At 73.5% G+C, this 12,368-nt stretch carries 9 protein-coding genes; 5 read left to right on the top strand and 4 right to left on the bottom strand.

Annotation, left to right across the window (positions count from 1 at the left end):
* Positions 1 to 57: 57 nt before the first annotated feature.
* Positions 58 to 915 (bottom strand): sterol desaturase family protein, encoded by an 858-nt coding sequence (locus ACFVXG_RS31570; RefSeq protein WP_387932332.1) that lies wholly within the window; start codon positions 913 to 915, stop codon positions 58 to 60.
* Positions 916 to 1,204: 289 nt separating this feature from the next.
* Positions 1,205 to 2,614: a helix-turn-helix domain-containing protein gene (locus tag ACFVXG_RS31575; RefSeq protein ID WP_387932334.1), complete on the bottom strand. Its 1,410-nt coding sequence runs from the start codon at positions 2,612 to 2,614 to the stop codon at positions 1,205 to 1,207.
* Between the two features lie 330 nt (positions 2,615 to 2,944).
* Between ACFVXG_RS31575 and ACFVXG_RS31580 the strand changes: the two genes are divergently transcribed.
* A complete protein-coding gene (locus ACFVXG_RS31580; protein WP_387932336.1) occupies positions 2,945 to 6,148 on the top strand; it encodes a M28 family peptidase in 3,204 nt (1,067 codons plus the stop codon).
* 236 nt (positions 6,149 to 6,384) lie between these two features.
* Positions 6,385 to 7,629 carry a cytochrome P450 gene (locus tag ACFVXG_RS31585; RefSeq protein WP_387932355.1) on the top strand — a complete coding sequence of 415 codons (1,245 nt, stop codon included), beginning with the start codon at positions 6,385 to 6,387 and terminating at the stop codon, positions 7,627 to 7,629.
* Positions 7,630 to 7,773: 144 nt separating this feature from the next.
* On the opposite strand, the gene ACFVXG_RS31590 is transcribed toward ACFVXG_RS31585, so the two are convergent.
* Positions 7,774 to 8,211: an SSI family serine proteinase inhibitor gene (locus ACFVXG_RS31590; protein ID WP_387932338.1), complete on the bottom strand. Its 438-nt coding sequence runs from the start codon at positions 8,209 to 8,211 to the stop codon at positions 7,774 to 7,776.
* Between the two features lie 405 nt (positions 8,212 to 8,616).
* On the opposite strand from ACFVXG_RS31590, the gene ACFVXG_RS31595 reads away from it, so the two are divergent.
* Positions 8,617 to 9,927 (top strand): S8 family serine peptidase, encoded by a 1,311-nt coding sequence (locus tag ACFVXG_RS31595; RefSeq protein ID WP_387932340.1) that lies wholly within the window; start codon positions 8,617 to 8,619, stop codon positions 9,925 to 9,927.
* Positions 9,928 to 10,005: 78 nt separating this feature from the next.
* On the opposite strand, the gene ACFVXG_RS31600 is transcribed toward ACFVXG_RS31595, so the two are convergent.
* Positions 10,006 to 10,401, bottom strand: a complete 396-nt coding sequence (locus ACFVXG_RS31600; protein ID WP_387932342.1) for a cupin domain-containing protein — start codon at positions 10,399 to 10,401, stop codon at positions 10,006 to 10,008.
* A 53-nt stretch (positions 10,402 to 10,454) separates the two neighbouring features.
* On the opposite strand from ACFVXG_RS31600, the gene ACFVXG_RS31605 reads away from it, so the two are divergent.
* Both ACFVXG_RS31605 and ACFVXG_RS31610 read left to right on the top strand, forming a co-directional pair.
* Positions 10,455 to 11,495, top strand: coding sequence for a GlxA family transcriptional regulator (locus ACFVXG_RS31605; RefSeq protein ID WP_387932344.1), 1,041 nt, complete (start codon positions 10,455 to 10,457; stop codon positions 11,493 to 11,495).
* A gap of 145 nt (positions 11,496 to 11,640) precedes the next feature.
* Positions 11,641 to 12,213 carry a hypothetical protein gene (locus ACFVXG_RS31610; protein ID WP_387932345.1) on the top strand — a complete coding sequence of 191 codons (573 nt, stop codon included), beginning with the start codon at positions 11,641 to 11,643 and terminating at the stop codon, positions 12,211 to 12,213.
* The last annotated feature ends 155 nt before the right edge of the window (positions 12,214 to 12,368 follow it).

Raw genomic sequence — 12,368 nt, forward strand, 5'->3', positions numbered from 1 at the left:
GGGGACTCGTCGGGCCGGCCTGACGGGGGCTCGTCGGGCGGCCGGCGGGCCGGGGTGTCAGACGGACTGCTCGGTGGTCTTCATCCGGCGCCAGGGGTGCAGCAGGGTGGCGCCGAGCTCTCCGGTGGTCGGGAACGCGGCCGGGTCGGTGAGGCCGACGGCTTCCGGGATCCGCCCGGGCCGCCAGGTGAAGCTCCCGAACACGTGGTCCCACAGCGACAGGTCGGAGGCGTAGTGGCCGGCTTCGGCGAGGTCGGTGCTGTGGTGGAGGCGGTGGAGTTCCGGGCCGGCCAGGACGTGGCCGAGCCAGCCGATCCGGACCTCGATGTTGGCGTGGACGAAATACCCCTGCGCCATCACGAATATTCCGACCACGAACACCGAATCCGCCGAGAATCCGATCATCGCCAGCAGGAGTTGGACCACGGACTGGGCGAAGAGCACGTCGAGGAAATGGTTGACGCCGTTGTTGGCGACGTTCACCTTGTCCGGAACGTGGTGCACGCCGTGCAGTCGCCACAGCCACCGGTTGCGGTGCGAGAAGCGGTGCACCAGGTAGTCCCCGAGCGAGCCGATCAGCAGGGCGAGCGGGATCTCCAGCGCGAAGGGCAGCGCCGGGCGGGCCGACCCGAGCGTCTCCACCAGGGCGGTCACCAGCCCCTGGGCCAGTCCGCCACCGATCATGCTCAGCACGAAGTACACGCCGTACCAGCGCAGTTCACGGCCGCTCGGGTGCCAGTCGGTCCGGTACGGGATCACCCGCTCCAGCACCGCCAGGTAGCAGATGACGGCGATCAGCACGAGCGGGGAGACCTTGTCGGGCGCCCAGTGGAAGCGCAGTGTCGCGATGGCCGTGCACAGCACCCCCAGGAGCAGCAGCGGATGGGCGAGCCGGCGTGCGATGGCTGACAGCACGCTCCCCCTTGTTCTTCGCGGACTAACGAACGGAAACGTCAGAGACTCTAGCGGGAGGCGAAGGCGGGGTCAGTCATTCGACGTGTTAACGCCATGAATAACCCGATCGGCGGAAGATCCGCGCACGAAGTTGACAAATGAGCGGCGTGAACGGGGCGCATTTCCACGGCGGGACGGGCGGTGGCGGAGTGCGGTGCGCACGATGCCCAGACGGCCCGCCGTACGCGCCCCCCGGCGCGGCCCACGCCCTCACCCGCGCCCGTACAGCCCAGCCGCGGCCGCCGCGGCCTCAGGACGGGGCCGGCTCCACCAGCCGCCCGGCGGCCCGCGGCCCGTACCGCGCGAGCCGCTCGCGCAGGCCGCGCAGCTCGTGCCCGACCAGCGCGGGCAGCGCGGTCACCGGCACCGCCTCCAGCGCGGGCCCCAGCAGTTCGACGGCCGCCCGCGGATCGTGCGCGCAGGCGTGGCAGTCGGCCGCCCGGACGGTGAACAGCAGCCGACTGGCGGGCAGTTGGGTCGGCCCGAGCAGGCCGAGCGCGGTCTCGGTGGCGGCCAGCGCCCGCCGGGCCAGCCGGGGGTCGTCCACCGCGGCGGCGAGGTCGCGCAGCGCGGCGGCCGCGGCGGACTCCACCCGCAGCCGCATCGAGGCGATCGACAGCCACGGCACGTCCGCCTCGTCCCGGGCGTCGATGTGCTCCAGGTGCGCCCGGGCCAGCGCGATGTCCCGGACGGTGCCGCGCACGTCCCCGGTCAGCGCCCGCGCCCGGGCCCGGCTGATCCGGTCCATCGCTCCGGCCCAGGGCCGCCCGGGGGCGACCCGGTCGATCTCCCGGGCGTAGCCGAGCGCGGCCAGCGGGTCCCCGTCGAGGCGGGCCAGGATGCTGAGGTCGCTGAGCGTGCCCACCTGGGTGGCCCGGTCCCCGGCCAGCTCGGCCCAGGTGAGCGCCCGGTCGAAACAGGCCATCGCGGTGGCGTTGCGGCCGTCCTGCATCCGCAGCGCCCCGGCGGCGTGGGCGTGTTCGGCGGCCAGTCGGGCCAGCGGGCGGCGCTGGGCGGCCGGTGCGACGGCCAGCCGGGCCAGCACCACGTGCAGGGTCCGCTCGACGGCGGCGACCAGGCCCGGGAGGGGCGCGGTCTCGCCCGCCCGCAGCTGGGCGGCGAGCAGTCCGGCCAGGGCGTGCGCCGTGGCGGCGTCCAGCGGCGGCGCCGTGGCCGGGTCGGCGGTGCAGAACTCGGCGTACAGGGCGGCGAGTTCACCCGGCTCGGGCACCCGGCAGCCCTCCGCGTCGTGCAGCGGGCAGAGCAGCCCGTAGTCCGGCAGCCGGGCCGGGGCGATGAAGGCCGGTTCGCCGACCCCGCCCGAGCCCCCGCCACCGGGCAGCGGCGGCCGGAGCAGGCCGGGGCCGAAGGGGGCGAGCAGCGGCAGTCCGGCGGTCTCGGCGCGCAGACAGGCCGCCACCAGCTCCCCGCCGGCGTCCAGGAGCGCGTCGATCCGCTCGGCGACCCTCGGGGCGACCCGGCGCGAGCCGTGCTCGATCTTGCTGACCGCGGTGTGGTCGTAGCCGATCCCCGCGCCGAGCTGCGCCTGGGTGAGCCCGGCCCGGCGCCGCCAGTGCCGCAGCCGGGCGCCGAACTCCCGCCAGGCGCCGGGCTGCTGGCCGTCCGGCGGCGCGGCCGGGGCCGAACGGTTCCGGTGCACGGCTGCCTCCCCCGGTACGGGCCCCGGCGCGGGGCCCTGGGACGGGTCCGACGAGGAGGACGGTACTCGACGGACTCCCCTCCCGTACATGACGTGGTCTCAACCACTGACGAGAAAGCCCAGCTTGACGCGAAACGGCACCCGCACCTTGACGGAATTTGCCAACCCTATGCAGAGCCTGCACCAGCCATTGACCCGGGCATGACGCCATGTGAGTGTTCGGGCACCCGAGCGCGGACGGCCCGCACGGCCGTCCCCCCAGACACGGCCCGCGGTGCGCCACCAGCCTTTCCGTCCGCGGTCGAGGACCCCCACTCGCGAGGAGCCTCGATGCAACGCAGAGTTTCCCCAGGACGGTTGCTCACCACCGCGACCACCCTGGCCGTGCTGGCCGGCCTGGTCGGCGCCACCGCCGGGGCGGCCACCGCCGCACCCGCACCCACCCCCGCACCGCCCAGCGCCCTGGCCGCCGCCGTCAGCGCCGCCGACGCGGCCGCCGCGGCCGGTGCCGACGCCCTGGCCAAGGGGCCGGGCGAGACCTACGAGCGCAAGACCGTCACCCCCTGGCTGAACGGCCTCTACTCCGTCTCCTACGAACGCAGTTACCGCGGCCTGCCGGTGGTCGGCGGCGACGCCGTGGTGCTCGCCGACGGGCAGGGCAAGGTCCGCGGCCTCCAGTCCGCCGCCACCGGCCCGGTCGGCGGCTCGACCACCCCGCAGGTCAGCGCGGAGGACGCGGAGCGGACCGCGCGCACCAAGCTGCCCACCGTGGACACGGTGGAGTCCCGCCGCCTGGTCGTCCGGGTCAAGGACGGCGCCGGCCGGCTCTCCTGGGAGACCGTGCTCAAGGGCCGCACCGAGAGCGCGCCGAGCCACCTGCACGTCTTCGTCGACGCCGCCAGCGGCGAGGTGGTCGACAGCTACGACGACGTCGAGGCCGGCACCGTCAACAGCAAGTGGAACGGCCCCGGCCCGCTGACCGTCAGCACCACCAACTCCGGCGGCTCCTACTCCCTGCGCGACCCCAACCGGCCCGGGCTGTCCTGCTCCGACAACGACACCGGCCAGGTGTTCAGCAAGTCCTCCGACTCCTGGGGCAACGGCGACCCGTCCAGCCGGGAGACCGGCTGCGGCGACGCCATGTGGGCGGCCCAGAAGGAATGGGACATGCTCCGCGACTGGCTCGGCCGCAACGGGCACGACGGCAACGGCGGCAGCTGGCCGATCAAGATGGGCCTCAACGACGTCAACGCCTACTGGGACGGCAGCTCCGTCTCCATCGGCCACAACCAGGCCGGCGAGTGGATAGGCGCGCAGGACGTCGTCGGCCACGAGTTCGGCCACGGCATCGACCAGTACACCCCCGGCGGCGCCAACAACGAGAACGGCCTCGGCGAGGGCACCGGCGACATCTTCGGCGCGCTCACCAAGGAGTACAACAACGAGCCCGCGCCGTACGACTACCCGGACTACCAGGTCGGCCGCATGATCAACCTGGTCGGCCAGGGCCCGATCCGCAACCTCTACCAGCCCTCGCTGGTCAACAACGACCCGAACTGCTACTCCTCCTCGATCCCGAACACCGAGGTGCACGCGGCCGCCGGACCGCTGAACCACTGGTTCTACCTGCTGTCCAACGGCTCCAACCCGGGCGGCGGCAAGCCCACCAGCCCGACCTGCAACAACTCGAGCGTCACCGGCATCGGCGTCAAGCAGGCCGGCCAGGTCTGGTACGGCGGCATGCTGCTCAAGACCAGCGGCATGACCTACAAGCGCTACCGCACCACCACCCTGACCGCAGCCAAGAACCTCGACCCGAGCTGCACCTTCTACAACCGCACCAAGGCCGCCTGGGACGCCGTCAGCGTGCCCGCGCAGAGCGGTGACCCGAGCTGCACGCCGTCCGGCAACAACGACTTCTCGCTCGCCCTCGGCCCGGCCGCCGGCTCGGTCCAGCCCGGCTCGTCGACCACCGCGACGGTCTCCACCGCCCTCACCTCCGGCACCGCCCAGACCGTCGCCCTGACCGCCACCGGCGCCCCGACCGGGGTCACCGCGACGCTCAGCCCCTCCTCCGTGCAGACGGGCTCGTCCTCGACGCTGACCCTGTCCGCCTCCTCCGGCGCCCCCGCCGGCACCTACGTGATCACCGTGACCGGCACCGCCGGCCCGGCCACCCACACCGCCCAGTACACCCTGACCGTCGGCGGCGGCACACCCGGCGGGCCCGCGCCGGACATCGACGTGGCCAAGATCCAGGCCGACCTGGCGCAGCTGAACACCATCGCCAACCAGAACGGCGGCAACCGCCGGGCGGGCAGCGCCGGCCACAGCCAGTCCGTGGCCTACCTCAAGGGCAAGCTGCAGGCCGCCGGCTTCCAGGTCAGCGAGCAGACCTGCACCTCCTGCACCTACCAGTCCAACAACCTGATCGCCGACTGGCCCGGCGGCCCGTCCGACCAGGTCACCATGCTCGGCGCCCACCTGGACAGCGTCTCGGCCGGCCCCGGCATCAACGACAACGGCTCCGGCTCCGCCGTCCTGCTGGAGAACGCCCTCGCGCTCGCCCAGCAGAACCCCACCCTCACCCGGCACGTCCGGTTCGCCTGGTGGACCGGCGAGGAGCAGGGCCTCCAGGGCTCCCAGTACTACGTCGGCCAGCTGAGCTCCGCCCAGCGCTCCGCGCTCAAGGCCTACTACAACTTCGACATGGTCGGCTCGCCCAACGCCGGCTACTTCATCAACAACCTCACCGCCGCGGCCTCCGCGCCGATGAAGGCCTACTGGGACTCGCTCAACCTCCAGCCCGAGGAGAACGTCGAGGGCGTGGGCCGCTCCGACGACTACTCCTTCCAGCAGGCCGGCGTCCCGACCTCCGGCTACGCGGCCGGCGCCAGCGCCGTCAAGACCTCCGCGCAGGCCGCCAAGTGGGGCGGCTCGGCCGGGCAGTCCTACGACTCCTGCTACCACCAGTCCTGCGACACCACCGCCAACGTCGACGCCACCGTGCTCAAGCGCAACGCCAACGGCGTGGCCTACACCATCTGGAAGACCTCCGTCGGCGGCACCACCCCCGCCAACGACTTCTCCCTCTCGGTGAACCCGGCCACCGCGACCGTCAAGCCCGGCGCCTCCGCCACGGCCACCGTCGCCACCGCCACCACCTCCGGCTCCGCCCAGACGGTCAACCTGACCGCCACCGGCGCCCCGGCCGGCGTCACCGTCTCCTTCAGCCCCTCCTCCGTGCAGTCCGGCGCCTCCGCCACGATGACCGTCGCCACCGCGGCGAACACCGCGGCCGGCACCTACGGCATCACCGTCACCGGAACCGGCTCGGCCACCCACACCACCAGCTTCACCCTGGTCGTGGGCAGCGGAACCCCCAACCCCGGCAACGCCTGGACCCCCGGCACCACCTACCAGGCGGGCGACGTCGTCACCTACAACGGCGTCAGCTACCGCTGCATCCAGGGCCACACCGCCCAGGTCGGCTGGGAGCCGCCGATCGTCCCCGCCCTCTGGGAGCAGGTGTGACCCGCCCGGGTCGACCTGACTGACACCCCCTGAACGCTGCGCCGCGATCCGTCGAGGGGGACGGACCGCGGCGCAGCCGCGTGCGGCGGCCCGCGGGGCGGGCGGTGAGTGACCAGGTGTCACCGCGCGGCGACACGGCTGACGTAGAGTCGGGCGCCGGGGCGGGTGGGCCGCCCCGCCGCCCTGCCGCCCCGCCGTTCGTCGTGCGCCGTTCGTCGGCCGAGTCGAGGAGAACCCTGGTGACCACGGACACCGTGCCCGTGCCGGAACTGGCCCCCGAGGCCGTCGAACAGTGGCGGGCCGAGGAGGCCGAGCTGGTCGAGCTGCTCGGCCGGGCGCAGCGCGGCGTCGGCGGGATCGCCGCGTTCCGGCTCGGGCCGACGCCGACCGTGCTGGTGACCGACCCGGGCGCGGTGCAGCACGTGCTGGGGCGGCACCCCGACCGGTACGTCAAGCGCTCGCACCGGGCCCGGATGCTGGTCGGCGACGGCGTGCTGTCCGCCACCGGCGAGCCGTGGAAGCGCCAACGGCGGCTGCTGCAGTCCCAGTTCACCGGCACCGGGATGCGCCGCTACGAGCAGCGGATCGCCGCCGCGGCGCGCCGCACCGCCGAGCGCTGGGAGGGCTACCGGCGCAGCGGGGAGACCTTCGACGTGGGCGAGGAGATGCGCGGCTTCGCCCTGGACACCGTCTGGCGGGCGCTCACCGGCCTGCAGCTGGACGACCGGACGGACGCCGAACTGCGGTCGGTGGAACGGGTGGTGGCCGCGATGCCGACCCTGCCGAGCAACGCCGCCGACGCCCGGGACGCCGTCGCCGAGGACCTCGCCCGGATCGACGCCGTCGCCCAGGCCGCGATCGACGCGGCCCGCACCGCCGCCGACCTCCCCGAACCGGGCGTGCTGCGGGTGCTGCTCGACGCCGCCGCCGAACACCCCGAGTACACCGACCGGTTGATCCGCGACGAACTGGTCACCCTGCTGGTCGCCGGCCACGAGACCACCGCCACCACCCTCACCTGGCTGTTCCTGCTGCTCGACCGCAACCCCGAGGCCCGCCACGCCGACCCGCAGGCCCTGGTCAGCGAGACCCTCCGGCTCTACCCCTCCGCCTGGCTGCTCCCCCGGCACGCCGTCGAGGACGACGTGATCGACGGCCACCGCATCGCCGCCGGGACGGACGTCCTGGTCTGCCCGTACCTCACCCACCGCGACCCGGCCCTGTGGCCCGAGCCGGAGCGCTTCGACCCCGCCCGCTTCGCGCCCGGCGCCACCCGCCCCGCCCAGCTCGGCGCCTACCTGCCCTTCGGCCTCGGCGCCCGCGCCTGCCTGGGCACCCAGTTCGCCGTCCGGGAGACCACCGCACTGCTGGAACTCCTGCTCCCGCTCGGCCCGTTGGAGTTCCGATCCCGCCCGGAGGGCGCGGCGTACAGCATCACCGTCCGACCGAACGGGCCGACGCCCGCGGCATTCCGACGGTAGCCCGCTCTCACCTCAACCGTCGGGTGGAGCAGAGTGGTTGAAACTCCGCACCGACCGCCTCCCCGGCTGACGCGCGAGCGCCCCTCCCCCCGGAACGAGGGAAGGGGCGCTCTTGCAGGCAATGAGCAGGTGTCACATCCGGGATCAGAACCCGAAGACGTCCCCGGTGTACTTGGTCAGCGTGCTGCCATTGGTGTAAGTGTGCGACCAGTTGACGGCGGTGGCGCCCCAACTGCCCTGCGCGGCGGCGGTGACCGGCGCGTGCTGGGCCGTGGGCAGCCAGGTCGGGTGCACCAGCAGCTTGCTGAAGTCGCCGTTGACGGAGGCCAGTTCATTGCAAGCGGCGGTCGGGTCGGTGACGGTGCCCGTGCCGGTGATGACCGTTAAGCCGGAGCCGTCCTGCGCGGCGGAACAGGACAGGTCCGCCGAGGTGGTGTTGCCGGCGGCGTCGGTCTTGGTCAGGTGGACCGAGCCGAGCTGCGTCGCGTCCGAGGTGAGCGCCTGGGCGGTACCGGCCGTGAGGATCGCCGTGGCCGCGCCGGCCGCCAGCAGTCCGGTGACCGCGATTGCGATGCGTCGCATGAGCAGTGCCTTTCCTTGATGCTGCCCGGACCTTCGTTACCCGGGCAGGCCGTGAGCACCACCCAACCAGCCGCAGGTGTGCGAGGGGTGAAGATCACGCGAACTGCAGTGTCAGGTTCACGCCAAACATTTCGGCCACCCCGGCCGGACCCACGCCGCGCTATCGAATCACACCGGCCCGGACAGCTGAGTGATGGACCGTCAGGGTGATCGCGGCGGGGTGCTCCGGCGGCGCGGGGGCGGCTGTCGGGGTGCCTCGCTGACCGGCTGCGACGATGGCGCCCACATCGAGCGGTCCGCCCCTGCGCAGCCGCGCGTCGGACGGGACCGTCGAACGGCAGCACGGCCCGGCTCGGAGGACGCCCCCGACGGGGCCCGGGCCCGGGTCGGCGGAACGAGGAAGCCATGCGACCCACAGCACTCACGCGTCTCCTGCTCGCCCTCCCCCTGCTGGTCGGCCTGGCCGGCATCGCCGCGCCCGCGCAGGCCGCCGGACCGGCCGGGGGCCTCGCCCGGCAGTACGACCCCCCGCCGGTGACGGCCCAACGCGCCTGTGAACCGGCCGCGCCCGTCGCGGCGGGCGCCCCGACCGTTCCGCTCACCGACCCGTCCGGTGCGGTGGTCCAGGTGCCGGCGGAGCTGCGCGGGCCCTGCCTCGCGCTGATCCGCACCGACCTGCCCCGGCTGCGGCGGCTCCAGCCGGACGCCGAGCCGCCGGGCCTCGGCCCGCGCGACCTCCAGTCCGCCTACAACCTGCCCCGCAACGGCGGCGGGGACCGGACGGTCGCCATCGTGGTGGCCTTCGACGACCGCACCGCCGAGAGCGACCTCGCGGTCTACCGCGAGCAGTTCCACCTGCCGCCGTGCACCACCGCCAACGGCTGCTTCCGCAAGATCAACCAGAACGGCGGTTCCACCCCGCCCCCGACCACCGACCCCGGCTGGGTGACCGAGACCGCCACCGACCTCGCCTCCGTCAGCGCCACCTGCCCGGACTGCCACCTCCTGCTGGTCGAGGCCGACAACGAGCTGCTCTCCAACGAGATCCACGCGGTCGGCCAGGCCTTCCAGCAGGGCGCCACGTTCATCTCGATGAGCTTCGGCGCCCCGGAGTTCGCCAACCAGACCATCCTCGACTCGTTCTTCCTCCACCGCGGCATCGCCTTCGTCGCCGCCAGTGGCGACAACGGCTACCCCAACCCGATCTGGCCGGCCGCCTCCCAGTTCGTCACCGCCGCCGGCGGCACCAGCCTGCACCGGACCCGGCCCCCCTTCCTGCCGTTCAACCGCCCGGGCTGGTCCGAGACCGCGTGGGTCGGCTCCGGCTCCGGCTGCTCGCTCTTCGACCCGAAGCCGTCCTGGCAGCACGACCCCGGCTGCGCCAACCGCACCATCGCCGACATCTCCGCCGTCGCCGACCCCGGCACCGGCGTCGCCGTCTACCTCACCGACCCCACCGACGGCGCCGGCTGGCAGGTCATCGGCGGCACCAGCGTCGCCGCCCCGCTGATCGCCGGCATGTACGCCGTGGCGGGCACCCCGGGCGCCAACGACTTCGCCGCCTCCTACCCGTACGCCCACCCGCGGGCCTTCAACGACATCACCGTCGGCTCCAACGGCTCCTGCGGCGGCTCCTACCTCTGCACGGCCGGCCCCGGCTACGACGGCCCGACCGGCCTCGGCACCCCGCACGGCGTCCGCGGCCTGCGCCCCTGAGCCCATCCCCGCACACGGCGGCGCACCGGAAGCCCCCCGGCCTCCGGTGCGCCGTCGCGCCAGCCGGGCATCGGGGCCTCAGGCTCCGAGGGCGTGGCCGGTCGTCGCGTCGACGTGGTCCGGGACGGCCTCGTGGCGGTCGCCCACCGTCGGCGTCCCGGTCGGCTCGAACATGAGGATGGCGGCGCCGGCGGGGGCGGACGGCTTGTGCTCGGTGCCGCGCGGGACGGTGAAGACCGCCCCCTGCTGCAGCACGACGGTGCGCTCGCCCTCGGGCTCGCGCAGGGCGATGGTCAACTCCCCTTCGAGCACCAGGAAGAACTCGTCGGTGTCGTCGTGGGCGTGCCAGAGGTGTTCGCCGTGGACCTTGGCGATGCGGACGTCGTAGTCGTTGACCCGGGTGACGATGCGGGGGCTCCACAGGGCGTCGAAGGTGGCCAGGGCCTGGTTCAGGGCGATCGGTTCGTTGTGCATGCCGCCCATCCTGGGGCGTGCCGCCCGCCTCGTGTGAGTGCTAGAAATGGCGCATGTCGCAAGGATCCTCGCACGCACCGCACGTACGGCAGGCACCGCGCCCACCGGAGTCACCGCACCCGGCGGCGGGCGGCGTCCACCGGGTGGTCGTGATCGTCGACGCGAACTCGAACCCCTTCGAACTCGGCTGCGCCACCGAGGTGTTCGGCCTGCGCCGGCCGGAGGTCGGCCGTGAGCTGTACGACTTCCGGCTCTGCTCCCCCGAGCCCCGCACCCTGATGCGGGACGGGTTCTTCACCCTCACCGGGGTCGCCGGCCTGGAGGCGGCCGACACGGCGGACACCCTGATCGTCCCGAACCGCCCCGACGTCGAGGTGCCCCGCCGCCCGGCCGTGCTCGACGCCGTCCGGCGGGCGCACGAGCGCGGCGCGCGGCTGGTCGGGTTCTGCAGCGGCGCCTTCACGATGGCCGAGGCCGGGGTCCTGGACGGGCGCCGGGCCACCGCGCACTGGCAGTGGGCGGACTCCTTCCGGGCGCGCTTCCCGGCCGTCCGGCTCGAACCGGACGTGCTGTTCGTGGACGACGGCGACATCCTGACCGCCGCGGGCAGTGCGGCGGCGCTCGACCTCGGGCTGCACATCGTCCGCCGCGACTACGGCGCGGAGATCGCCAACGCGGTGAGCCGCCGACTGGTCTTCGCGGCCCACCGGGACGGCGGCCAGCGGCAGTTCGTGGACCGGCCGGTGCCCGACCGGCCGGACGAGTCCCTGGCGCCCGTCCTGGCCTGGGCGCAGGAGCGGCTGGACGCACCGCTCACGGTGGCCGAGCTGGCGGCGCGCGCGGCGGTCAGCCCGGCGACGCTGCACCGCCGCTTCCGCGCCCAGTTGGGCACCACCCCGTTGGCGTGGCTCACGGGGGAACGGGTGGCCCTGGCGTGCCGGCTGATCGAGCGGGGCGAGTCCCGGATGGAGGTGGTCGCGCGCCGCAGCGGGCTCGGCACGGCCGCCAACCTGCGCGTACTGGTGCGCCGGGAGACGGGCATCTCGCCGTCGGCGTACCGGCAGCGGTTCGGGCAGGAGGCTCGGCCGAGCTGACGGTGGGGCGTCGGGCGCCTTCCTGAAATCGACATGGACATGATGATGGCTGATTCTCCGCATTGACGCTACGGAACGTCGCCGGAAGACTCCGTCCAGTCAGCAATCCACTGCTGCGAACACCACTCTGACGAGGAGTCGCCCGATGCGATCCAGGATCACGGTGTTACTGAGCGCTGCCCTCCTGGCCTTCTTCACAGCCCTGGTCGGCGGCGGCCAGGCCACCGCGGCCCCCGGCGCCGCCGCCTTCACCGCCCAGGCCCGAGCGGCCGGACTGACCACCGACCAGGCCGCCTCCCTCCAGGAGAAGGCGGACTCGTACCTCTCCACCACCGGCGGCACCCAAGTCGCCCCCAACCGCATCCAACTCGACGGTGCCACCCTCTACTTGACCGTGCCCGGCGAGGACCACCCGCGCGACCTCGCCGGTGCCGGGGCCCTCGCCTACGACCCGTGTGCGGGCGGCGGCGCCGACTACAAGCACATGTGCGCCTACCGCGGCACCTGGTACTCCGGTGACGAGGTCGACATGTACAACTGCGGCCGTTACTACTTCAGCACCTGGTCCGGCCCCGGCTCCTGGGACAACAATCAGTCCACCGGCACCGTCGCCCGCATGTACGGCCCCAGCGGCGCCCGGGTGTTCTCGACCGACCCCGCCCACAGCCAGGATCCGAACGGCAACTGGTCCCCGGTCCACAGCGTCGTCAACTGCTGACACGTGACCGCTCGGGCGCGCCGCCACCGCGGCCCGGTCGTACCGGGCCACGGTCCGCCGCCTGAGAAAGTGTTGGGTAATTGATCAACTGCATGGCGTGAGTTGCTGGGGGTGATCTTCGCGGGCGTCTCGGCCGCGAAGATCACCGTCATGTG

It is taken from the genome of Kitasatospora sp. NPDC058162 (assembly GCF_042884005.1).
In the GTDB taxonomy this organism is placed as follows: domain Bacteria; phylum Actinomycetota; class Actinomycetes; order Streptomycetales; family Streptomycetaceae; genus Kitasatospora.